Annotated in this window: 22 protein-coding genes and 1 pseudogene; 9 read left to right on the forward strand and 14 right to left on the reverse strand. The window is 70.0% G+C overall.

The window, feature by feature from the left end:
- Window positions 1-18: 18 nt before the first annotated feature.
- The 5 genes from JHB91_RS05865 to JHB91_RS05885 form a co-directional block, all read right to left on the reverse strand.
- Complete coding sequence (locus JHB91_RS05865; protein ID WP_199375300.1) at window positions 19-501, reverse strand: hypothetical protein; 483 nt, start codon at window positions 499-501, stop codon at window positions 19-21.
- Window positions 502-584: 83 nt separating this feature from the next.
- Window positions 585-1,361: an N-formylglutamate deformylase gene (gene hutG, locus JHB91_RS05870; RefSeq protein WP_199472064.1), complete on the reverse strand. Its 777-nt coding sequence runs from the start codon at window positions 1,359-1,361 to the stop codon at window positions 585-587.
- Window positions 1,362-1,404: 43 nt separating this feature from the next.
- A complete protein-coding gene (gene gorA, locus JHB91_RS05875; RefSeq protein ID WP_199472065.1) occupies window positions 1,405-2,763 on the reverse strand; it encodes a glutathione-disulfide reductase in 1,359 nt (452 codons plus the stop codon).
- Window positions 2,760-4,010, reverse strand: a complete 1,251-nt coding sequence (locus tag JHB91_RS05880; protein WP_199472066.1) for an FAD-dependent oxidoreductase — start codon at window positions 4,008-4,010, stop codon at window positions 2,760-2,762. The genes gorA and JHB91_RS05880 overlap by 4 nt, the downstream gene beginning before the upstream one ends.
- A 28-nt stretch (window positions 4,011-4,038) precedes the next feature.
- Window positions 4,039-4,521: a peptidylprolyl isomerase gene (locus JHB91_RS05885; RefSeq protein WP_199375296.1), complete on the reverse strand. Its 483-nt coding sequence runs from the start codon at window positions 4,519-4,521 to the stop codon at window positions 4,039-4,041.
- 62 nt (window positions 4,522-4,583) lie between these two features.
- Between JHB91_RS05885 and JHB91_RS05890 the strand changes: the two genes are divergently transcribed.
- Window positions 4,584-5,144, forward strand: coding sequence for a C40 family peptidase (locus JHB91_RS05890; RefSeq protein WP_199472067.1), 561 nt, complete (start codon window positions 4,584-4,586; stop codon window positions 5,142-5,144).
- 131 nt (window positions 5,145-5,275) lie between these two features.
- A pseudogene (locus tag JHB91_RS05895) lies at window positions 5,276-5,913 on the forward strand (C40 family peptidase).
- A 12-nt stretch (window positions 5,914-5,925) separates the two neighbouring features.
- Here JHB91_RS05895 and JHB91_RS05900 read toward each other — a convergent pair.
- Entirely contained in the window at window positions 5,926-7,020 is a 1,095-nt protein-coding gene (locus tag JHB91_RS05900; protein WP_199472068.1) for an acyltransferase, read from the reverse strand.
- A 178-nt stretch (window positions 7,021-7,198) separates the two neighbouring features.
- Here JHB91_RS05900 and JHB91_RS05905 point away from each other — a divergent pair, with 178 nt between their 5' ends.
- Window positions 7,199-8,071, forward strand: a complete 873-nt coding sequence (locus tag JHB91_RS05905; protein WP_199472069.1) for a bile acid:sodium symporter family protein — start codon at window positions 7,199-7,201, stop codon at window positions 8,069-8,071.
- A gap of 30 nt (window positions 8,072-8,101) precedes the next feature.
- On the opposite strand, the gene JHB91_RS05910 is transcribed toward JHB91_RS05905, so the two are convergent.
- The gene (locus tag JHB91_RS05910) at window positions 8,102-9,523 is read right to left on the reverse strand and encodes a pitrilysin family protein (protein ID WP_199472070.1); all 1,422 of its coding nucleotides are present in this window, start codon (window positions 9,521-9,523) and stop codon (window positions 8,102-8,104) included.
- 10 nt (window positions 9,524-9,533) lie between these two features.
- The gene (locus JHB91_RS05915; RefSeq protein WP_199472071.1) at window positions 9,534-10,922 is read right to left on the reverse strand and encodes a pitrilysin family protein; all 1,389 of its coding nucleotides are present in this window, start codon (window positions 10,920-10,922) and stop codon (window positions 9,534-9,536) included.
- A gap of 146 nt (window positions 10,923-11,068) precedes the next feature.
- Here JHB91_RS05915 and bla point away from each other — a divergent pair, with 146 nt between their 5' ends.
- Window positions 11,069-11,944 carry a subclass B3 metallo-beta-lactamase gene (bla, locus tag JHB91_RS05920; RefSeq protein WP_199472072.1) on the forward strand — a complete coding sequence of 292 codons (876 nt, stop codon included), beginning with the start codon at window positions 11,069-11,071 and terminating at the stop codon, window positions 11,942-11,944.
- A gap of 21 nt (window positions 11,945-11,965) precedes the next feature.
- On the opposite strand, the gene JHB91_RS05925 is transcribed toward bla, so the two are convergent.
- On the reverse strand, window positions 11,966-13,264 hold the full coding sequence (locus tag JHB91_RS05925; protein ID WP_199472073.1) for a dicarboxylate/amino acid:cation symporter: 1,299 nt from the start codon (window positions 13,262-13,264) through the stop codon (window positions 11,966-11,968).
- Between the two features lie 139 nt (window positions 13,265-13,403).
- Here JHB91_RS05925 and JHB91_RS05930 point away from each other — a divergent pair, with 139 nt between their 5' ends.
- On the forward strand, window positions 13,404-15,098 hold the full coding sequence (locus JHB91_RS05930) for an alkaline phosphatase (RefSeq protein ID WP_199472074.1): 1,695 nt from the start codon (window positions 13,404-13,406) through the stop codon (window positions 15,096-15,098).
- A gap of 34 nt (window positions 15,099-15,132) precedes the next feature.
- Here the strand turns inward: JHB91_RS05930 and JHB91_RS05935 are convergent, their stop codons facing one another.
- The 3 genes from JHB91_RS05935 to JHB91_RS05945 all read right to left on the reverse strand — a co-directional run bounded on the left by JHB91_RS05935 (window position 15,133) and on the right by JHB91_RS05945 (window position 17,442).
- Window positions 15,133-16,461, reverse strand: coding sequence for an XVIPCD domain-containing protein (locus JHB91_RS05935; protein ID WP_199472075.1), 1,329 nt, complete (start codon window positions 16,459-16,461; stop codon window positions 15,133-15,135).
- A gap of 30 nt (window positions 16,462-16,491) precedes the next feature.
- Window positions 16,492-16,908, reverse strand: coding sequence for a hypothetical protein (locus tag JHB91_RS05940; protein WP_199472076.1), 417 nt, complete (start codon window positions 16,906-16,908; stop codon window positions 16,492-16,494).
- An 81-nt stretch (window positions 16,909-16,989) separates the two neighbouring features.
- A complete protein-coding gene (locus JHB91_RS05945; protein ID WP_199472077.1) occupies window positions 16,990-17,442 on the reverse strand; it encodes a CopD family protein in 453 nt (150 codons plus the stop codon).
- A 68-nt stretch (window positions 17,443-17,510) separates the two neighbouring features.
- Between JHB91_RS05945 and JHB91_RS05950 the strand changes: the two genes are divergently transcribed.
- A complete protein-coding gene (locus JHB91_RS05950) occupies window positions 17,511-18,104 on the forward strand; it encodes a class I SAM-dependent methyltransferase (protein ID WP_199375283.1) in 594 nt (197 codons plus the stop codon).
- A gap of 114 nt (window positions 18,105-18,218) precedes the next feature.
- The gene (gene phaZ / locus JHB91_RS05955) at window positions 18,219-19,520 is read left to right on the forward strand and encodes a polyhydroxyalkanoate depolymerase (protein ID WP_199472078.1); all 1,302 of its coding nucleotides are present in this window, start codon (window positions 18,219-18,221) and stop codon (window positions 19,518-19,520) included.
- 42 nt (window positions 19,521-19,562) lie between these two features.
- Here the strand turns inward: phaZ and JHB91_RS05960 are convergent, their stop codons facing one another.
- On the reverse strand, window positions 19,563-20,468 hold the full coding sequence (locus JHB91_RS05960; RefSeq protein WP_199472079.1) for a sensor domain-containing protein: 906 nt from the start codon (window positions 20,466-20,468) through the stop codon (window positions 19,563-19,565).
- The gene (locus JHB91_RS05965) at window positions 20,465-20,827 is read right to left on the reverse strand and encodes a PadR family transcriptional regulator (protein ID WP_199375280.1); all 363 of its coding nucleotides are present in this window, start codon (window positions 20,825-20,827) and stop codon (window positions 20,465-20,467) included. Before JHB91_RS05965 ends, JHB91_RS05960 begins: the two co-directional genes overlap by 4 nt.
- A 193-nt stretch (window positions 20,828-21,020) precedes the next feature.
- On the opposite strand from JHB91_RS05965, the gene JHB91_RS05970 reads away from it, so the two are divergent.
- Together JHB91_RS05970 and JHB91_RS05975 are read left to right on the forward strand one after the other, a co-directional pair.
- A complete protein-coding gene (locus tag JHB91_RS05970) occupies window positions 21,021-21,881 on the forward strand; it encodes a peptidylprolyl isomerase (RefSeq protein WP_343225084.1) in 861 nt (286 codons plus the stop codon).
- Between the two features lie 86 nt (window positions 21,882-21,967).
- Window positions 21,968-22,264: a hypothetical protein gene (locus JHB91_RS05975; protein WP_199375278.1), complete on the forward strand. Its 297-nt coding sequence runs from the start codon at window positions 21,968-21,970 to the stop codon at window positions 22,262-22,264.
- The last annotated feature ends 8 nt before the right edge of the window (window positions 22,265-22,272 follow it).

Here is a 22,272-nt window from a genome sequence, read left to right on the forward strand (position 1 = left end):
CCGCCGCTCCGCGGTCGGTCAGGCCGGATCCTGGACCGTGAGCACCACGCGGCTGATGCCGGCACCCGGCGGCAGCTCGCAGCTGTAGGCGATCGCGCGCAGGCTCCATGCGCCGGGGGCGGGGCTTTCGAACGCCATCCAGGTGCCATAGCTGCTGGCGGGCAGCTCCATGGTTTCCGTGAAGTACATGGGCGAGTTGGCGCCGACCACCAGGGTGCAGCTCACGCTGACGGGCGCCGCCGCCACGTTGAGCAGGTACAGGCCCACCTCGGTCGGGCTTTCGTCGAAGTCGCTCTGCTGCGCGCAGCTGACGAACGCACTGGCGGATCCCTCGTTCTGGACGCCGCGCGGCCTGCTGCGGATGTTGCCGTCGAAAACCGGCAAGGCACTCTTGCATGTGCCTGCCGCCGACGTCTGGTATTCGGCCGCCGCCGTGGCGCCCATGCCGCCCAGGGCGGCGGCTCCGGTTGCCGCGGCAACCACCAGGATCCATGCCTTCATCAATGCGCTCCTCGTCCTTCCCGGGATGGGTCTGGAGGCAAACGCGGTGGGCGTGCCCGATCGGCCAGGCGCAGCTGGGCGCCTTACGCCAGGCAGGTCTCCAACAGGGTGTAGAGCACGGGCTGCAGGCGCGCGGCGGCAACCGGATTCCAAGCATGCGTCGCTTCGTCCATGTAGCAACGCTGACTGACCTCGAGCTGCACGGCATCGATGCCGAGTTCCGGACGGCCGTAATGGCGGGTGATGTGCCCGCCCTTGAAGCGGCCGTTGGCCACCCAGCCGTACTCGCCCTGCCCGGCCAGCGCCAGGCCCAGGCGCTCCTGCAGCTCGGGCGAGCAGCTCGCGCCACCGGCGGTGCCGAGGTTGAGGTCGGGCAACAGGCCCTCGAACAGGAACGGCAGCACACCGCGGATGGAGTGCGCTTCCCACAGCACCACGCGGCCGTGGGTCGCGTGCAGGCGATCGAGCTCGGCGCGCAAGGCCTGGTGATAGGGACGCCAGTAGCGTTCGACGCGTTCGCGCACGTCCTCCGGCCCCGGCTCCATGCCGTCGCGGTACACCGGACTGCCGTCGAACTGGCGCACCGGACACAGCCCCGTGGTGTTCTGCCCGGGATAGAGCGACACGTCGTCCTCGCCACGGTTGAGATCGACCACATAGCGCGAATGCGTCGGCACCAGAACCGATGCACCGAGTTCGCGCGCGAAAGCGTACAGCCGTGCCACGTGCCAGTCGGTGTCGGGCACGCGTCGGGCGCTGTCGGTGAGGCGCGCCATGATGGCGTCGGGCACATGCGTGCCGTCGTGCGGCAGGCTGACCAGGAGCGGCGCGGTGCCGCGGTGCAGGGTGAAGGCGTCCATGGCCCGCGATGCTACATGGCGGCACGTTTCCGGCGGGAACGCCTCAGCGCAGCAGCACGATTTCTTCGGCGCTGGTGGGATGGATGGCCATCGTGTCGTGCAGGTCGGCGAGCGTTGCACCCATCTTCACCGCCACTGCGAAGCCCTGCAAGATCTCGTCGGCGGCCTCGCCCACCAGGTGCAGGCCGACCACGCGCTCGTCGGGCCCGGTGCAGACCAGCTTGAACATGCTGTGGCGCTGCACGTCGGCCAGCGCGTGCAGCATCGGCCGGAACGTCGTGCAGTGCACGGTGACGTCAGCGCCGAAGCGCGCGCGCGCCTCGGCCTCGGTGAGTCCCACCTTGCCCAGCGGCGGGTGCGAGAACACCACGGTGGCGACGTTGTCGTGGTCGACGCGCGCGCCAGGCTGGCCGCCGAACAGGCGGTCCATCAGGCGGCGCGCCTCGGCGATCGCGACCGGCGTGAGCGCCAGCCGGCCGGTGACGTCGCCGACCGCGTGCACGCCTTCGGCGCTGGTGTCCTGGAACGCATCCACGCCCACGTGGCCGTCCTTGCCGACGGCGACGCCTGCCGCCTCCAGGCCGAGATCCGCGGTATGGGCTGCGCGCCCGGTGGCGAAGATCACCGCATCGAAGGGATTGCCGGCATCGCCGCCCTGCTCGCGCAGGCGCACGCCCTCGCCCGCCTTTTCGAGCGCGGCAAGGCGATAGCCGAAATGCAGGGCGATGCCGTCCTGGTGCAGGTTGGCCTGCAGCCGCGCGGTGACCTCGTCGTCGAAGCCCGAGAGGAGCCGCGCGCCGCGCACGAACATCTCCACTTGGCTGCCCAGCGACTGCAGCAGCGACGCCAGTTCCACGCCGATGTAGCCGCCGCCGATCACCGCCACCCGGCCGGGCGCCGCGGTGAAGGCGAAGAAATCGTCGGAATCCAGCCCCAGCCCGGCGCCCGGGATGTCCGGCCGCTGCGGCCGCCCGCCGGTGGCCAGCAGGATGTGCGGGGCACGCAGCCGCGCGCCGTCGGCGCATTCGACCACGCCACCGCCGGCCAGGCGGCCGCGCACCGGCAGGGTCACGACGCCCGCTTCGTCCAGTCGGCGCCGGTAGCTGGCGTGGATGTTGGCGATGTAGCCCTGACGGCTGGCCACCAGCGTTGGCCAGTCCACGGCCACCGGCGCCACGGGCAGCCCCAGTCCGTGGGCCATGCCGATGCGCCCGACCAGATCCGCGGCCAGCCACATCGCCTTCTTCGGCACGCAGCCGAGGTTGACGCAGGTGCCGCCGAACTCGCCCGGCTCCAGCAGCGCCACGCGCGCGCCGTGCTGGGCTGCGCGGAAGGCAGCCGCCAGACCTCCGGAGCCGCCGCCGACGACGATGAGGTCGAAGCCCAGCGCGCCGCCGCTCATGCGAACCGCGCCGGTGAATACGGTGCGGGGTCAATCCGTGGCGTGTTGCCGCAGACCAGGTCCGCCATCAGCTGGCCGGTCGCCGGACTCATGCTGACGCCGAGCATGCCGTGGCCGGTGGCCACCCAGACATGCGCCTGGCCGGGCACACGACCGAGGATCGGCACGTCATCCACGCTCAGCGGCCGCCAGCCACACCACTCTTCCAGCTTCACCGCGCCAAACGGCTCGTGCAGGTACTCGGCGGCGCCGCGCTCGAGCGCGTCGAGCCGGCGGCGGTTGAGGGTGGCGTCGTAACCGGAGAATTCCATCGTGCTGCCCAGGCGGAAACCGCTGTCCCAGACCGTAACGCAGACGCTGCGCTCGTGCAGGACCACCGGCCGCTGCGGCACCAGCCGCGGACGCTCGTAGGTCATGGAATAGCCCTTGCCGGGTTGGACCGGCAGCGCGCCCAGGCCGGCGGACTTCACCAGCGTCGGCGTCCATGCACCTGTGGCGATGACCACCTCGCCGGCCACGACGTCACCGCCGCTGCCGCGCACGCGCACGCCATCGGCCTCGCGCACGATGCCCTCGACCTTGAAGCCTTCGTCGATCACGCCGCCGAGCGCGCGCAGCGACGCGGCCAGCCCGTCGACGTAGCGGTCCGGGCGCAGGCGCGCATCGCCCGGGTAGTGGATCGCCGCGAACACGCCGTCCCTGAATGCCGGATTGGCGCGCAGGTACTCGGCACCCGGCACGGCCTCGGCGGCAATGCCCAGCGCGTGCAATGCCGGCATTTCCGCGGCCATCAGGTCGAAATCGGCCTCGGTGCGGAAGACGCAGTCCGCGCCCTCTTCGGCGTATTCGGCCCCCGGCGCGTGCCGCGCGACCCAGTCGGGGAACGCGGCGCGCGAGGCATTGAGGATGGTCGCGCGCGACGCCATGGCGCTGTGCCAGTCACGCGCGTTGCAGCGCCGTGCAAAGCCGAACAGCCAGCGCCACAGGGTGGGATCGAAGCGCGGTGCCACGTAGAACGGGGCATCCGGGGTCAGCATCCAGCGCATCGCCTTGGCGATGGTGCCCGGCGCGGCCAGCGGGCCGGCGTGGCTGGGCGTCAGGGTGCCGCAGTTGCCGTGCGAGCTGCCGCTGCCCACGGTACCGGCTTCCAGCAGACGTACGCTGCGCCCGGCCTCGACCAGGCACAGCGCGGTGCACAGCCCGATGACCCCGCCACCGACCACCACCACATCGACGCGTCCACCCATCGCTGGAGTGTAGCGGCGGGGCCGTGGCTCAGTGGTCGTGACCGCCGTCGCCGTGCACGTGGCCGTGTTCGATCTCGACTTCCTGCGCCTCGCGGACCTCGATGATCTCGACGTCGAAGTGCAGCTGCTTGCCGGCCATCGGGTGGTTGAGGTCCACGTCGACCACGCTCATCCCGACCTTCTGCACGGTGACCGCGCGCGGGCCGAAATTGGTGTTCAGCACCACCTGCATGCCGGGGACCAGCTTCTGGTCCTTGAAGTGCTTCTTGGGCACGCGCTGGGTCAGGCCGTCGCTGCGCTCGCCATAGGCGTCCGCAGGTGCCACGTCCACGGCGAAGGACTCGCCGGCCTCGCGCCCGTCCATCGCCTTCTCCAGGCCCGGGATGATGTTGCCGTGGCCGATCAGGATCGCCAGCGGTTCGCCGCCATCCTTCGAGCTCTCGAGCGGCGCCTGGCCGGCCTCGGAGACGGTGTAATGGAAGCGGACGACGCGGTCTTTCTCGATCTTCATGGGCAAGGCGCTCGGTGGTGCGGCACGGGGCCGCTTGTCAGGAATCAGGGGGGTCGGCCAAGATGCCGGCCGTGAACAGTGCCGCGCATTATCCAGTCTCGACCCGCCGCACGCCAATCGCGGCGGCTGTCTTCGTGCTCCTGCTGCTGGCGACGGGGTGCGGGCGCGAGGCCGTCCGGCCCGCCGCCCAGCGCCCGGCGGTGGTCCCGCAGCGCGACTGGCCGCAGGTCACGCCCGCCGACCCGGCGGCCGCGAACTCGGTGCTGATGCGCGCCATCAGCCTGGTCGGCACCCCGTACCGCTACGGCGGCAACACGCCCGAAGGCGGCTTCGACTGCTCCGGGCTGGTCAACTACATCTACCGCGACATGCTCGACCTGAAGCTGCCGCGCACCTCGCGCGACCTCGCCGCGTACCAGGGGCCCAGGATCGCCCCGGAGCGCCTCGCCACCGCCGACCTGGTGTTCTTCGGCAGCGGCGGCAACGTGTCGCATGTCGGCATCTATATCGGGGAAGGCCGCTTCGTGCATGCCCCGAGCAGCGGTGGAACCGTGCGCCTCGACCACCTCGACGGCAGCTACTGGCGCAAGCACTACAGCGGCGCCAGGCGCGTCCTGCAGTGAAATTTGTGAACGGAATCACGCACTTCGCTGAACCACGCTGACGCGTCCTTAACATTCCGCCGGTCGGCATCCGGCACCATCACGCCCTGCTGACACAAGTGAAAGCCGCGTGACGAAACCAGCCAACACCCATTTCGAGCCGCGCCGCGCCCTCCGGGCGTACCGCCTTCTCTTCTCCGGATTGCTCCTGGCCGCCGCCGCCCCGGCATTTTCGGCGCCGATGCTCTCCGCCGATTCCGCCGACCAGCAGCGCATGCCCTCGACCAGCCAGGCGCTGGCGGGCACCGACATCCTGGCCGAGCGCGCCATGCTTTCAGCGGCCGACGTCAACATGCTGATCGAGGCCAGTGATGCGCTGGCCGGCGGCGAGCCCGCCGCGCAGGGCCGGGTGCAGACCCTCCTGCAGCGCGCCATGACCCTGCTCGGCACCCCCTACCGCTGGGGCGGCACCTCGCCGGATTCCGGCTTCGACTGCAGCGGCCTGGTGGGCTATGTATTCCGCACCGCGCTGGGCATCGAGCTGCCGCGCGTCTCCCGCGAGATGGCCGGCAACGGCCAGAAGGTCGAGCGCGCAGCGCTGGCCGCCGGCGACCTGGTGTTCTTCGGCCGCCGCGGCAAGCGCGTCGACCACGTCGGCATCTACATGGGCAACGGCCGCTTCGTGCACGCGCCGCGCACCGGGCGCGACGTCACGGTGTCCAACCTCGACGACGGCTACTGGGCGGGCAAGTTCCTGCAGGCGCGTCGCGTCGAAGGCCTGAACGGCTGATTCGCGGGCGCCTCACGGCGCCGTGGGGTACTTCGCCAGTGCGTAGGCGCGCACCCTGCCGGCCAGCCGCACGCCGCCGTCCCAGGCGGCTTCGGCCCAGGCCTTGAATCTCGCCGCATGGCGCCTTTCGACCAGCACGTGCACCGCGTGCGAGACCGCCAGCACCAGCGCCAGCGTGCCCCAGAACACGACATGCGGGTTCGCGGGCCAGGCGAGGTTGAAGAGCATGAAGCCGATGTTCTGGTGCAGCAGGTACAGCGGATAGGTCAGCGCGCCCAGCGCCACCCAGCGCCGTGCGCCGAACGCGCCGGTGAGCCGCAGCGACACCAGCAGCATGGCCGCGAAGAACGCGCTGATGATCGCGACCAGCACCCGCATGTCCAGCGTCGTCCCGTAGTGCGCCTCGAACTGCGGCACCCAGCGGGCGGTCTGGAACACCGCCAGCGTCCATGACGCCAGCAGCATGGCCACCCTTCCCCGCGACAGGCCGTTCGACCACATGAGGTAACAGGCCGCACCGGCAACGAAATACGCCGCGGAGTCGGTCGCCAGCAGGCGCCGCAGCGCTTCGACGGGAAACAGGGTCAGCGCCAGCGACGCCAGCAGCCACGCCACCATGAAGGCGGGGGCCTGGTGGATCCGGCCCAGCACCAGCAGCAGTGCGACCATCGCGTAGAAGCGGATCTCCACGAACAGCGACCAGTACACGCCGTCGATCGATTCGACGCCGATGAATTCGCTCATCATGGTCATGTTGGCCAGGTACTGCGGGAGCGTCACGCTGAAGCGCGTGCCGCCGATCGCCAGGGTCACCAGCACGGTGATGGTGCAACAGGCCCAGAAGGCCGGATAGAGGCGCACCACGCGTGACACCACGAACGCGCGCAGGCTACCGCGCGCCGCCGTCATCAGGATGACGAAGCCGCTGATCATGAAGAACAGCTGCACGCCGAGGAACCCGTAGCGCGCCACCGGCGCCAGCGCGGGATATCCCATGAGCGACATGTCGTCGGCGGCAACTCCGCGGAACGCGTAGTGGAAGAACACCACCGCAAGCGCCGCGACGAACCGCATCAGGTCGATCTCGTTCAACCGGCCTTGCGACATGGCGGACCCTCTAGGCGCCGGCAACGGGCCGGCCCTTCCGGGAGCAACGGCGGCGGCTGGCGGCGTCGGCCACGCCGGGGCCCGCGCTGCTTGCCGCGGTGCCCGGCGTTGCGCGTGCCTGCCCGAGCGGCGATCCTGCGGCGTCCCCCGTCCGGGGCGACGCGACCCGGAGGGATGCATGGAATCGACGCTGCTGACCAGCCTGCTGCTGCCACTGGCGCTGGGCGTGATCATGCTGGGGCTCGGCCTGGCGCTCACCCCGGACGATTTCCGACGGGTGGCACGCTACCCGCGAGCGGTGCTCACCGGGCTCACGCTGCAGGTGCTGGTGTTGCCCTGGGTCGCATTCGGCCTCGCCCTGGCGTTCCGGCTGCCGGCGGAACTCGCAGTGGGCCTGATGCTGTTGGCGGCGTCACCCGGCGGCGCCACCGCCAACATCTACAGCCACCTGGCGCGTGGCGACGTGGCGCTCAACATCACCCTGACCGCGATCAACAGCCTGCTGTGCCTGCTGACCCTGCCGCTGATCCTCGACCTGTCCCTCCAGTACTTCATGGGTTCCGGGCAGTACGTGCCGCCGCCGGTGCGCAAGATCGTGGAGGTCGCGGTGATCATCGTGCTGCCGGTGGCGCTGGGCATGGTCATCCGCCGCTTCGCGCCGCGCTTCGCGGCGTGGTCGGAAAAGCCGCTGCGCATGCTGTCGGTACTGGTGCTGGCGCTGCTGGTCGTCGCGGCCGTGGTGCAGTCACGCGAGGTGCTGGTCGCCTATTTCGCGGTGGTCGGGCTGGCCTGCCTGCTGTTCAACCTTGCCAGCATGGGCATCGGCTACGCCGCGCCGCTCGGGTTGCGCCTGCCACGCCCGCAGGCGATCGCGATCGCCATGGAAATCGGCATCCACAACGGCACGCTGGCGATCTACGTCGCGCTCAACGTGCTCGGCAATCCGGCGATGTCGATCCCTGCGGCGGTGTACAGCCTGGTGATGTTCTTCACCGCGGCGGCCTTCGCCATCTGGCTCAAGCGGCCGCGCGCGGTGCCGGTGACCGCGTAGGGGACAACCCGCGGGCCGCCCCCTGCCGCGCTACTGCCCGGCCTTGAACACACCCCACGGCGCCAGCTGCTCCGAGACAGCGCCACCGTCGCCCACCACGATGATCGACTGGCGCTCAGGGGTGAAGTACTTCGCCGCCATCGCCTGCACCTGGGCCGCGGTCACGGCACGCACCTTGGGGACGTACTCGCCGAGGTACTCCGGCGGCAGGCCGAGCAGCCAGTTGCCGGCCAGCGTCTGCGCGACGGCCGCCTGCATCTGGTTGGAGATCAGGTAGCCGCCCGCCACATAGCGCTTGGTGTCGTCGAGCTCGACCGTCGGCACCGGCTCCTTGCCGATGCGCGCGTATTCCTTGAAGAACTCGCTGAGCGCCGCGCCGGTGACCTCGTTGCGCACGTCCGCCCCGCCCTGCACGTAGCCGCCCTTGGCGGACGCGTTCAGTCCGGCCCGGGCGCCGTAGGTGTACCCCTTGTCCTCGCGCAGGTTCTGCATCACCCGGCTCGAGAAGCTGCCGCCGAGCACGGTGCCCGCCAGCTGCAGCGGGATGTAGTCGGGATCGGTCGCCGACACAGCCGGGCTGCCCAGGCGCAGCGTGGACTGCACGCTGCCGTCGCGCTGGACCAGCACGCGCTGCGCCACCGCGTCGCGCCGCGCCGGCGGCAGGTCGGGCCCGTCGGCGCCGACCGCCTTCCAGTCGCCGAACGCCTGCTCGGCCATGCGGAACGCGTCCTCCGGCGCGATGCGTCCGGTCACCACCAGCAGCGCGCGGTCGGGGTGGAAGCGGCGTGCGTGCTCCTTGCGCAGGCCCTCGGGCGTCACCGCGTTGATCGAGGCCTCGGACTGCTGCGTACGTGCGTAGGGATGGTCGCCGTAGGTGGCGGCGAGCAGCGCGCGGTTGGCCTTGAACGCCGGCTGCGCCTCGGCGGCCTTCAGCGCCTGCAGCGCGTTGGCCTGCGCCAGCTTGACCTCGCCATCCGGGAACGCCGGCGTGCGCGCGACCTCGGCGAGCAGCGACAGCATCGGCTCCGCGTTGGCGGCCAGCGCGTTGGCGAACACCATCGCGCCATCGTTGCTGGCGGCGGCGCCGATCGCGCCACCCTGGCCCTGCGCGAACTCGGCGATCTCGCGCGAGCTGCGCGTGGCGGTGCCCTCGCTGAGCAGGCCGGTGAAGAGCGTGGCGAAGCCCGGCATGTCCCTGGCATCGGCGGCAAGGCCGGCGTTGCGCACCGCGAGCACGAAATCGACGCGCGGCACGCCGTCGCGCGGCACCACCCAGACTTCCAGCCCGTTGGCCAGCGTCTTGCGCTCGATCTCGGGGATCGGCAGCGGCTTGTCGGCCGCGTACGGCGGCAGGTCCTTGGGCAGGTCGGCGGCTGGGCCGGCGACGGCGGCGCCGGCGGCGAGCGCGGAGACCGCCAGCGCGAGGAGCGTGTGCTTGAAGAAGATGGCCATGGTGGTGTCCTCAGTCCTGGCCAGCGGCAGGGGCAGCGGTGGGCGCCTGCAGCATCGCTTCCGGCTTGCGGTCGATGACGGTGCGGTTGGCCTGCGTCAGGTAGGTGCGCGCGGCGCGCTGGATGTCAGCCGAGGTCACGGCCTCGATCCAGCCGGGGATGCGGTTGGCGACGGCGGCATCGCCCCACATCAGCTGCAGCTTCGCCAGGTTGTCGGCGCGCGACAGGAACGACTCCATGCCGTCGTACCAGTCGGCCAACATGCCGGTCTTGACGCGCGCGAGCGTCGCGTCGTCGACGCCGTCGGCGACCACCGTGGCGATCTCCGCGTCGATCGCCGCCAGCACTTCATCGGCCGACGAGGTCGGCTTGTACAGCGCGAACACGGTGAACAGCGTCGGGCCGTCGTACTCCCACTCGCTGGTCAGGCCGTAGAGCGAGTCGACGTTGAGCGCCAGCTCGCGGCCCTTCACCAGCCCCTGATAGAGGCGCGAAGCGTCGCCGTTGGCCAGCAGCGCGCCCAGCACCGCCATCGGCGCCTGGTCCGCGCTGCCGCGGTCGGGCATCTTCCAGGCCGCCGCGATCGCCGGCACCTGCGCCAGCTTGTCGCCCTGCTGCAGGCGTTTTTCCTGCGTGTTCAGGCCTTCGCTGAAATCCGGCGCCGGCGGCGTCGGGCGCGCGGCGATGTCCCCGAAGTACTTCTCGGCCAGCGCGAAGCCCTCGGCCGGCGAGATGTCGCCGGCCAGCGACAGGATCGCGTTGTTGGGGCCGTAGTAATCGCGATGGAAGGCCTTCACGTCGTCGAGGTCGGCGTTCTCCAGGTCCTCGAAGCTGCCGTAGCCGTCGTGGTTGTTTTCCCACTTCTGGAACGCATGCTGGCCGATGTCGATCCACATGAAGCCGCCATACGGCTGGTTCTGCACGTTGTTGCGGATCTCCTCCTTCACCACGTCCTGCTGGTTCTTCAGCGTGGTCGCGCTGAAATCCAGCAGGCGCATGCGGTCCGCCTCGAGCCACAGGATCGGCTCGATCGCCGACGAAGGCGCGATCTCGATGTAGTTGGTGAAGTCGGCGCGGGTCGAGCCGTTGTTGCGTCCGCCACCGCCGGTGATCACACGGTCGAACACGCCTTCGGGTGCGTTCACCGAGCCTTCGAACATCAGGTGCTCGAACAGGTGCGCGAAGCCGGTGCGGTTGCGCGGCTCAAGGCGCATGCCGATGCCGTACACCACGCTCACGCCGACCACCGGCGCGCTGCGGTCTTCGGAGACGACAACCGTCAGGCCGTTGTCGAGCTTCTTCACGGCCACCGGAATCTCCCAACGGTCGGTGCCGGCGGCGAAGGCCGGCGCCACGAACAGCAGCGTCGTCAGCCATGCCATGTGCTTGTGCAGCTTCATAGGTTCCCCGTTGTCTCCGTGGACAGCGTCACACCATACCGTCTGGCCAAGCGGCCGCTGCCGGCCAGAAGTCATGGCCGCGAAGGCGGCGTGCATGCGACGCAAGCGGCGATACTTGGCCTCCCGTCTCCGGCCCGCCACCGCACATGTCCGCATTCGCGCCTACCGTTTCCGCCCTCGCCTTCGCGCTCTTCGCTGCCGGCCCCGTGTCGGCCGCCGAGCCCGTGCTGCCGCAGCTCAAGGCCTATACCGTCCACGACAGCTGGCGGCAGCCGGTCGCGCCGGTGAGGATCGCCGACAACACCTGGCACATCGGCACCGCCAACCTCAGCGCGATCCTGGTGAAGACCACAGGCGGCGCGGTGCTGATCGACGGCGGCATGCCGCAGGCGGCCGACATGCTGCTGCGCCACATGGGGGACCTGGGCGTGGCACCGGCCGACCTGAAGCTGATCCTCCTCAGCCAGGCCCACGCCGACCACGTCGGGCCGCTGGCCGAGCTGCGCCGGCGCACCGGTGCACGCGTGGCCGCCAACGCGGAATCCGCGGTGCTGCTGGCGCGCGGTGGCAGCGACGACATCCACTTCGGCGACGCCATCGTCTACCCGCCGGTGCAGGTCGATCGCCTGCTGCTGGACGGCGAAATCGTCGAGCTCGGCGGCATGCGCTTCACCGTGCACTTCATGCCCGGGCATACGCCGGGCAGCATGGCCTGGACGTGGACCGACCGCGAGGGCGCCCGCTCGGTGCGCATCGCCTACGCCGACAGCCTGACCGCGCCGGACTACCGGCTGGTGGACAACCCGCGCTACCCGCGCATCGTCGACGACTATCGCCGCAGCTTCGAGGTGGTCCGCGACCTGCCCTGCGACGTGCTGCTGACGCCGCATCCCGGTTTCAGCGGACAGGATTACGCTAATCCGGCGGCATCAAAGCCGATCGGGTGCGCGACCTACGTCGAGCGCGCCGAGCGCAGCTTCAATGAACAGCTCGAGGCCCAGCGCAAGGCTCGCACGCCCTGACAGGGTGGCCGCACGACCGGGCTACGCCCGGCCGCTGCGCTCCGCCACCGTCGCCGTGTCCCCATCCTCGATGCCGACGTTGCTCGACGCGGCGTCGTACACCGCCTGGTCGAGGATCCCGGTCTCCTTGGCCACCAGCACCGGCACCAGCACCTGGCCGGTCACGTTGGTCATGGTGCGCATCATGTCGAGGATGCGGTCGATGGCGACCAGGTAGCCGATGCCTTCCAGCGGCAGGCCGGCCGCGCTCAGCACCAGGGTGACCATCACGATCGCGGTGCCGGGCACGCCCGCGGTGCCGAAGCTGCCGAGCACCGAGGCCAGCAGGATGATGAAGTACTGCGACACGCTGAGGTCGATGCCGAAATACTGCGCCACGAACACCGCGGTCAGCGCCGGATAGATCGCGCCGCAACCGTCCATCTTGACGCTGGCTCCGAGCGGCACGGCGAACGCGGCGTAGTCCTTGTCGACGCCGAGGTTGTGGGTGGCGCTGCGCAGGCTTGCGGGCAGCGCCGCGAAGCTCGACGACGCCGCGAACGCCACCTGCATCGCCGGCGCCGCGCCGCGGAAGAACTTCAGCGGGTTCAGCCCGTGCGCAAGCAGCAGCCCGCCGTACACGAACACGATGTGCAGCCCGCACGCCAGGTACAGCGCGCCGATGAAGCCGAGCAGCGGCAGCAGCTTCTCGAAGCCGTACGCGCCCACGAGCGCCGCGATCAGGCCGAAGGTGCCGAGTGGCGTGAACTCCAGCACGAAACGCGTGACCTGGATCATCGCCTCGCTGCCTTCGGCCATCAGCGCGCGCAGCCGCGTCGCCTTGTCGCCCAGCTTGACCAGCGCGAAACCGAGCAGCGCGGCGAAGAAGATCACCTGCAGGATCTTGCCTTCGGCCAGCGCGCGGAACGGATTGGACGGCACCACGTCCACCAGCACCTGCACCGGGCCGGGCACCTCGCGCACCACGTAATCCGGCGCCATGGCCAGCGCGGCCACGCCCTCGCCCGGCTTGAACACCAGGCCGACCGCCAGGCCCACGCACACCGCGAGCGCCGCCGTCGCCGCGAACCAGGCGAAGGTGCGCCCGCCCAGCGACACCATCGATTTCTGCCCGTGCAGGCTGCCGATCGCGCTGGTCACGGCGAAGAACACCAGCGGTGTGGCGATCATGCGGATCAGGTTGACGTACACGTCGCCCAGCGGCTTGAACCAGATCGCCGCCGCGGGCCCCACCAGCCAGCCGGCAAGCGCGCCTAGCACGAAACCGGCCGCGACACGCTGCCAGAACGGAATGCGGAACCAGGCTTTGACGAACGTCATTGGTGAGCACGCGGGAGGGAATGAGCCACCTTAGCCGAGCAGCCAACGCGCGGCGATGCCCATGGCGGAACGCCGGCGTGTCATGGGCGGGATACCGACGAACGGCATAATTGCGCATTCACCTGACACGAAGCAGCACATGACCGGTCCGTCCCGCGCCACCCTCGCCGTCCCCCTTGCCATCGCCTGCGCCACCCTGGTCGCCTGCGCGTCCGCGCCCGCGCCACGCATCGATGCCGCGTCTGCGGCGGTGGTGGTCGACGTGCCGGCCATCGCCCGTCCCGCGGGCGAAACTCCGGCCTGGTGGTACCGCAGCGGCGCCGCGCGCGCCGCCGGCAACGGCGCCATGGGCGGGCGCGCGAAGAACGTGATCGTGTTCCTCGGCGACGGCATGAGCCTGACCACGGTGGCCGCGGCGCGGATCTTCGCCGGCCAGCAGGCAGGCAATCCCGGCGAGGAGCACCTGCTGGCGTGGGAGCACTTCCCGGCCACGGCGTTCAGCAAGACCTACAACACCGATGCCCAGACCCCGGACTCGGCCGGCACCATGACCGCAGTCGCCACCGGCGTGAAAACCCATATCGGCGCCATCGGCGTCAGCGCCGGTGGCCACAACGACTGCGCGCAATCGCGCGGCAACCGCCTGCAGGGCTGGCTCGCGCTGGCCGCCGATGCCGGCATGGGCACCGGCATCGTCACCACCGCGCGCCTGACCCACGCCACGCCCGCCGCGACCTACGCCCACGTGCCCAACCGCAACTGGGAGAGCGACGCCACGCTGCCGGACGCGGCGCGCGCGGCCGGCTGCAGCGACATCGCCAGCCAGTTCATCGACTTCGTACGCGACCGCGGCGCGCCGCAGGTGGTGCTTGCCGGTGGCGCCCGCGCGTTCCTTCCCGCTGAAGAAGTGCTGCCCGGCGTGCGCGGCAAGCGCAGGGACGGCCGCAACCTGGTGGCGGAGTGGCAGGCCCTGCATCCCGAGGGCGTCTTTGTCCACGACACCCGGCAGTTCGAAGCAGCGCGTGGTGCCTCGCCGGTGCTCGGACTGTTCGAATCGAGCCACATGCAGTACGAGCACGATCGCGACCGCGGCCCCGAAGGCGAACCGGACCTCGAGGCCATGACCCGCTTCGCGATCGAATCGCTGGCGCGCAACGACGCGGGCTACGTGCTGCTGGTGGAGAGCGGCCGCATCGACCACGCCAACCACGAAGGCAACGCCTACCGCGCGCTCGACGAAACGGTGGCGATGTCGCGCGCGGTACAGGCCGCGGTCGACATGACCTCGGCCGACGACACGCTGATCGTGGTCACCGCCGACCATTCCCACGTCCTGAACTTCGCCGGCTATCCACTGCGCGGCAACCCGATCCTCGGCAAGGTGCACGAAAGCGGCGACGGTCCGGCGCTGGACCTTCTGGGCCTGCCCTACACCACGCTCAGCTATGCCAACGGCCCGGGCTATCCCGGCGCCAGCGCCACCCAGCCAGAGGGTCCGAAGCGCCACTACCACGGAGCGAAGGGCGTGCAGGCCGCCGCCGGCCGGCCCGACCTATCGAACGTCGACACCAGCCATCCCGACTACATGCAGGAAGCGTTGGTGCCGCTGGAGTCCGAGACCCACGGCGGCGAGGACGTTGGCATCTGGGCGCGCGGCCCGGGCAGCGCCGCGTTCCGCGGCACGCTGGAGCAGAACGTCATCTACCACGTGATCGTGCAGGCCACGCCGGCGCTGCGCGAGCGCCTGTGCGCCACCGGCAACTGCGACGCGGCGGGCGTGCCGGTGGAGCTGCCGTCACTGGAAGCGGGGCGTCGCGGGTCCGTTCCGCGATAACGACCACGACATCGCCGCTTGCGGCGCCTCCGGCTCAGATGCCGAGGACGACAGGGTGCGCATCCGCGGTGACTTGATGCGCGGGTGCCCTGGACATTGCAGCCAGGCCCGGCGCCTCCAGTCCCTGCAGTCGACGCAGCGACTCGGCCGGCGACGTGGCCATGGCGTCCGCGACGGACAACGAAATCCGGTGCTGGGCTGGATCGTCCAACCGGCCCTGCACCACGACCACGCGCGCCCCGGGCGACGCACCGGCGGCGGACTGCGCGAACAGGACATGGTCGGCCGATGAGAGGCCCTGCTGCGCCGCGCGGCCGGCCAGTGCGAGTGCCAGGCGCTCGCCGTCGGCATCGCGCATGTCCCCGTGCCTGGCCTCGTTGTTCCGGAGATGGTCGCGGATCTGGTCCAGGCGGAATTGGCCGCGCGGCAACCCGGGCGGAGACATGGAATCCAGCACAGGCGGCGGCAGCGCCGGCCTGCCCAGTGCGATGTCGAGGGCAGCGCGCCAGGTCGGCGGGTCGATGTCGCCGGTCGGTGCCAGGCTGTTGGCCTGCTGGAACGCGAGCACCGCGCCCTGCATCGACAGGCGATAGACGCCATCGATCGCGATCGGCTCGTCGCCGACCGCGCGGTAACCGCCCGCCACCAGGGCGCGCTGCACCATCGAGACCCGCTCGCCGGACTCGCCGACACGCATGACACCATCGTCCAGAACCGGGCGCGGCTCGATGCCGGCACGGTGCGCTGCCGCCACGGGCAGGCGGCCCTCCACGAGGTCGCGGACGTAGTGGTCGAACTGCTGGTAATGGCGCGTGTCCATCTCGATGTGGACATGCCTGCCCGCCGAACGCGGCAGGCCGATGTTGTTCTGCGTGCCCAGCGCTTGGCCATAGGCGATGTGCTCGCCGACCTTGACCGCGATCGGGCCGAGATGGCGGATGCGGACAATCAACGCCCGGTCTGCCGGATCGAGGATGTCGACCACGCCGTTGCGCGCATCGACGCGGCCGACGATGCCGGCCGCCGGCGCCGGCACGTCCACGCGGCGGCTGTCGGCCACCGTGGGATCGTCGAGGATGAAGTCCTTGATCAGGAGGATCTGGTCTGCGGCCAACCCGCGATAGGACCAGTCATTCGCCGCCGTCAGCAACTCCTGGAACTCTCCGCCTACGATCCCGTAGGACCGCCTCACCGGATTCTCCGCCTCCACCGGAACGCCGTCTTCAAGCCTGGCAGACTGGTTCTCGCCCGGGTGATGCGTGGTGAGGCTGTCGAGGTCCGCTACCGGAACGTTCCACTGCGCCCCGCGAGCGTCGGGTTCACCGAGCTGTCGCACCTGGTAAGGCTTCGGAACCGGCTGCATCGGACGTCCTTGTCCTGACAATAAGGTCTGCTACTTGCAGCGCGAATACATCCTCGCGCTCTGGCCATCGCTTACGGCAAGGAGATTCCCCTGCAACACATAGATGCGGGGTTGCTGCAGGTCCGGCGATCCCACGTTCGACGTGGTCACGATGCGCCACGTATGCGGCGACTGCGTCAGCAGCTCGGTCGAGACGACATCCTCGATCTCTTCGTAGTTCAGGCGCTGCGTCGCGGTGATCTCGAACCGGCTGTCGCGATCGGATACTTCTCCGCCATCGCAGGGCAGGCTCGGCTCCCAGAAACTTCTCAGCTCTTCGGGAAAGGTCCGCAGCTCCTGCGCAAACGCCGGGCAGCCCAGAAGTAGCGCAGCGCCCAGGACCAGGCTCCAAACAGAAATCCTTCCAGGAATACCCATGCCGTCCTCCATGACGCCCACGATTGTCATCGAAGCCTAGCACCGGCTTCCGCGAGGAAAAAGTCGGGCTTCCCCCACCCTGAAGTCGCGCTCTCCCACGGATATCTGCAATCAGAACGGCTTCGCGAGCACCAGATACACAATGCCGAGCAGCACGAACACCGGGATCTCGTTGACCCAGCGCAGCGCGCGCGTCGACGGCAGCACGCCGCCGGCTGCGCTGCGCTTCAGCCAGCGCCCGCAGGCGATGTACAGCGCGAACAGCAGCGCGACCAGCGTGAGCTTGGCGTGCATCCAGCCGCTGCCGGCGGCGACCATGGTCGGGAACCCCGGGATCACCCGGTAGCCCAGCCACAGCACCAGGCCCAATACCGCCGCCAGCCCGAACATCACGTGGCCGAAGCGGTACAGCCGGCGGCCCATCAGCACCAGGCGTGCATGCACCGCCTGCTCCCCACCGGCCTCCACCAGGTTGATCAGGATGCGCGGCAGGTAGAACGCGGCGGCCACCCAGGCCATCACCAGCACGATGTGCGCGGACTTGATCCAGAGATAGGTTTGCATGGTCACCCCGTGTCGATTCGCCGCACAGGATCGCATGCCGCGCGCCGGAGCCGGTATCGTGCGCGCCCATGGACAACAAGACCTACGACCGCGACTACTTCGACCGCTGGTACCGCGGCGGCGGCATCGGCGGGCGCCAGCGGCTGGCGCGAAAGGTGGCGCTGGCCGTGGCCACGGCGGAATACCACCTCGAGCGCCCGCTGCGCACGGTGCTCGACATCGGCTGCGGCGAAGGCGCATGGCGCGCGCCGCTGCTCAAGCTGCGTCCCGCGGTGGAATACCTCGGCTTCGACAGCAGCGAGTACGCGATCGCCCGCCATGGCCGCCGTCGCAACCTGCACTTCGCGCGCTTCGGCGACTTCGCCTCGCTGCGGCCGTGCGCGCCTGCGGACCTGGTGGTCTGCAGCGACGTGCTGCACTACCTCGAAGTCCGCGAGATCGATCGCGGCCTGCCTGGCCTTGCCGAGCTGTGCGGCGGCGTGGCGTTCCTGGAAACCTTCGCGCGCGAGGATGAGGCGGAAGGCGACGACCATGATTTCCGCCGCCGTCCCGGGCGCTTCTACCGCCAGCGTTTCGAGGCCGCGGGCTTCCGTGCACTGGGTTCGCACTGCTGGCTGTCGCCGGGCCTGGTGCCGGGGGCGACCGCGCTGGAGCTGGCCTAGACCCCCCGTCCGCGGCCGCCGATCGTCGCTGGAGGGGCCTGCGGACGGCATACCGCCCTTGCACACGGCCTGCGTTATGCTGCGTCGCAGCACTTACCGACCGGGCTTCCGACAATGCTTTACCAGCTCCACGAGCTCAACCGCACCTGGATGGCACCCTTCACCGAACTGGCGCGCGCCAACGCGCGGATCTTCGGCACCGACGGCACCTGGCTGTCGTCGCTGCCGGGTGCCGATCGCGCGTCGGCCGCCAACGAGCTGCTGTACCGCATCGGCAAGGACTACGAAAAGCCGCCGTTCGCGATCCACCAGGTGGTCAAGGACGGCCACGATGTGCCGGTGGTGGAGAAGGTCGCGCTGGACAAGCCGTTCTGCCGCCTGCTGCGCTTCAAGCGCTACACCGACGACGCCGCCAACATCCTCGGGATGAAGGACCAGCCGACCGTGCTGGTGGTGGCGCCGCTGTCGGGTCATCACGCCACGCTGCTGCGCGACACCGTCCGCACCCTGCTGCCCGACCACAAGGTGTACATCACCGACTGGGTCGACGCGCGCATGGTCCCGACCGAAGCCGGTGCGTTCACCCTTGACGACTACGTCGCCTACATCGAAGAGTTCATCCGCCACATCGGCGCCGAGCGGCTGCACGTGATCAGCGTCTGCCAGCCGACCGTGCCGGTGCTGGCGGCGGTATCGCTGATGGCCGCGCGTGGTGAACCGACGCCGCGCTCGCTGGTGATGATGGGCGGGCCGATCGACACCCGCGAATCGCCGACCGCGGTCAATACGCTGGCCACCCAGAAACCGCTGTCGTGGTTCAGCGGCAACGTCATCCACACCGTGCCGCAGGACTATCCCGGCCACGGCCGCCGCGTCTATCCGGGCTTCCTGCAGCACACCGGCTTCGTGGCCATGAACCCGGAGCGCCATTTCATGTCGCACTGGGATTTCTACAGCAGCCTGGTGCAGGGCGACCTCGACGACGCGTCATCGCACCGCCGCTTCTACGACGAGTACAACGCCGTACTCGACATGCCCGCCGAGTACTACCTCGACACCATCAGCGTGGTGTTCCAGCAGCACCTGCTGCCGCGCGGCCTGTGGGACGTGGCCGGAGAGCGCGTCGATCCGTCGGCGATCACCGGCACCGCATTGCTGACCATCGAAGGCGAGCTCGACGACATCTCGGGCCAGGGCCAGACCCGCGCCGCGCACGTGCTGTGCACGGGCGTGGTCGATGCGCACCGCGAGCACCTGACCGTCGAGGGCGCCGGTCATTACGGCATTTTCAGCGGCCGCCGCTGGCGCACCCAGGTGTATCCGCAGGTACGTGACTTCATCGCGCGGTACGCCGCGCCGCCGATGGCGCAGGCCGCGCCGTCCGCACCGGTGCCTGCGGCGCGCAAGCCGCGCTGACGCCGCGCCGGCGCCGCGCGGTGGCCGGCGGGCCGCGCTCGCTCAGGCGTACTGCGCCGACTTCACCAGCAGGTGCTTCGCGAAGCGTCCGTGCAGGCGGCCGACGCCGCGCGCCAGGTGCAGCGTCGCGAACAGCAGCAGCACCCCGGCCAGCGACACCAGCGGCAGCAGCCACGGCGCTTCGGCCGGCAGGTCGATGCCGAACATCCACACATTGAGTTCAATGCCCGGCAACAGGGCCAGCGGGGCCGCGATGAAGCCCAGGGCCACGCTGCCCAACGTCGCCGCGACTGAGAAGTACAGGATGCCAAGCGGCAGCATCAGCAGCATGTAGAGCATCGTGCTCCAGGTGCGCGGATCGCTGAACATGTCACCGATGCGCCGCCAGATGCTGCGTCCGCGCGCACTGTAGAGCGGCCGGCGCGGCATGCGCTCGCCGAGCATCACTTCCACGATCCGGCCTTCCACCAGCGACAGCACCCGTACCGAGCCGAAGAACAGGATCACGAACGGGATGCCGATGATCAGCACCGCCAGGCCCGCCGACATCGACAGGCCGGCCACCACCCAGGTGAAGTAGAAGATCCCGGTGGCCAGCGCCAGCACCATGTAGAACAGCGACGCATACGCTCGCGGGTCGGCGGCCACGCCGAAGAAGCGGCCTGCCAGCGACTTGCGCTGCGGCGGCGGCGGCGCACGCAGGGCGGTCTCGACGGTGGCCTCGGTGTCGCGGTAGATGTCGGCGACCTCGTCCGGGTCGCCATAGCTGGACGCCACCGCGGCGATCACCTCAGCCTCGGACCTGCCCGGGTTTTCGGCGAGCTCCGAGCGCAGGTATTCCTCCGCGTCGTACAGCGCGTCATGCACCAGCGCGGGGTCCGCGCCCGCAAGGGAGCGGCGCAGGTGCTCCAGATATGCGGGAATGCTTGTGGGCAGCGCGGTGTTCATGGAATCCCCTCCAGGACGGTGTCGACGGAATCGCGGGTCGCATGCCAGGCGGCGGCCCACGCGCGCAGGGCGTCGCGCCCGGCGTCGGTGATGCGGTAGTAGCGGCGTGGCGGCCCGGCCATCGACGGTTCGACGTGGCTCGCCAGCAGCCCGGTGGCCTCGAGGTTGCGCAGCACCGGATACAGCGCGCTCTGCTTGCCGCTGAGCACACCCTCGCCGAAGCGCTCCAGCGTCTTGGCGATCTGGTAGCCGTACATCGGCTCGCCGGAGCGCGACAGCACCGCGAGCAGCGCCAGCGACACCGTGCCGGCGCTCAGTTCGCGCTGGAACTTCCTCAGGGTGGCGTCGGCATCGACCATGGGCACAGACTAGTGTCCAGTTATGTATAGCGAGCGTGCCATTAGTCACCGCGCACGTCGGCAGCGCGGCGCCACTTCGGCAACAATCGGGGACACCTTCCAGGAGCCCGCCGTGCACCCGATCCGATCCTTGCCGACCCTCGCGCTGCTTGCCGCCGCCTGCACCCTGTGGACGGCCACCGCGGCCGAACCCGTGTCCACCGATGCCGGCGCCGGCAAGCCGAAGACCACCCAGGAGCTGCTGGACGCCTCGCGGCCCGGCGACTGGCGCACGCCGGATCCCGCCAGCACCCTGTACCTCGACCTCGCTGCCGGCCGGGTGGTGATCGAACTCGCCCCCGACTTCGCGCCGGAACACGTCGCCAACATCCGCACGCTGGCGAAGGAAGGCTTCTGGAACGGGCTGACGCTGTACCGGTCGCAGGACAACTTCGTGGTCCAGTTCGGGGACATCACCGAGGAGGGCATGCCGGGCCGGCCGATCGGCACGGCCAAGCCGAAGCTCCCGGCGGAGTTCTCGCGCACCGCCGACGGGCTTGCGTTCCACGCCCTGCCCGACCGCGACGGCTGGGCGCCTGAGACGGGCTTCGCCGCCGGCTTCCCGGCCGCGCGCGACCCGCGCGAGGGCCAGGCCTGGCTTGCCCACTGTTACGGCACGCTGGGCGCCGGACGTGACATGGCGGCGGACTCGAGCAACGGCACGGAGCTGTACGTCGTCACCGGCCAGTCGCCGCGCCAGCTCGACCGCAACATCACCGTGGTCGGCCGCGTGCTGCAGGGCATGGAACACCTGAGCGTGCTGCCGCGCGGTACCGGTCCGCTCGGCTTCTACGAAGATCCGGCGCAGCGCACCGCGATCACCGCGATCCGGTTGGCGTCGGAGGTGCCGGCTGCCGAACGCACGGCGCTCGAGGTGCTGCGCACCGATACGCCGCTGTTCGACGCCGTGGTGGAATCGCGCCGCAACCGCCGCGACGGCTGGTACCTGCGCCCGGCCGGCCACATCGACCTGTGCAACATCAGCGTGCCGGTGCGCAGCCCGCCCGCAATGTGACGCGCGGCGCACGCGCCGTCACGCGGCGTTGGCCCGCGGCTTCCTAGCCTGCGGGCATCCCCCTGCGTTCGTTCGAAGGATTTCCGATGGCCCTGCTCCGCATCCTCCTCACCAGCTCCGACGCCACCGCACGCGCGGTGATCAACCTGCTGCAGAGCGTCGAAGGCATCGAGCACGTCGAGGAGGTCTCCGACCTGATGCCGAGCCTCGACGATGCCGATTCCAGCTCCGCTGGCCTGAGCGACGTTGCCGGTCCGAAGATGCACGCCATCGAGATCGAGGTCCCCAACGAGTCCACCGGGCGCAAGGTGCGCGAGGCGGTCGAGGCGCTGTCGTTCGACCTGGACGCGCTGGTGGAATTCGAGGAAGACGACGAGGCCTGACCCGCGAA

Origin of the sequence: Luteimonas sp. MC1828, from assembly GCF_016461615.1 — a bacterium.
Taxonomy (GTDB): domain Bacteria; phylum Pseudomonadota; class Gammaproteobacteria; order Xanthomonadales; family Xanthomonadaceae; genus Luteimonas.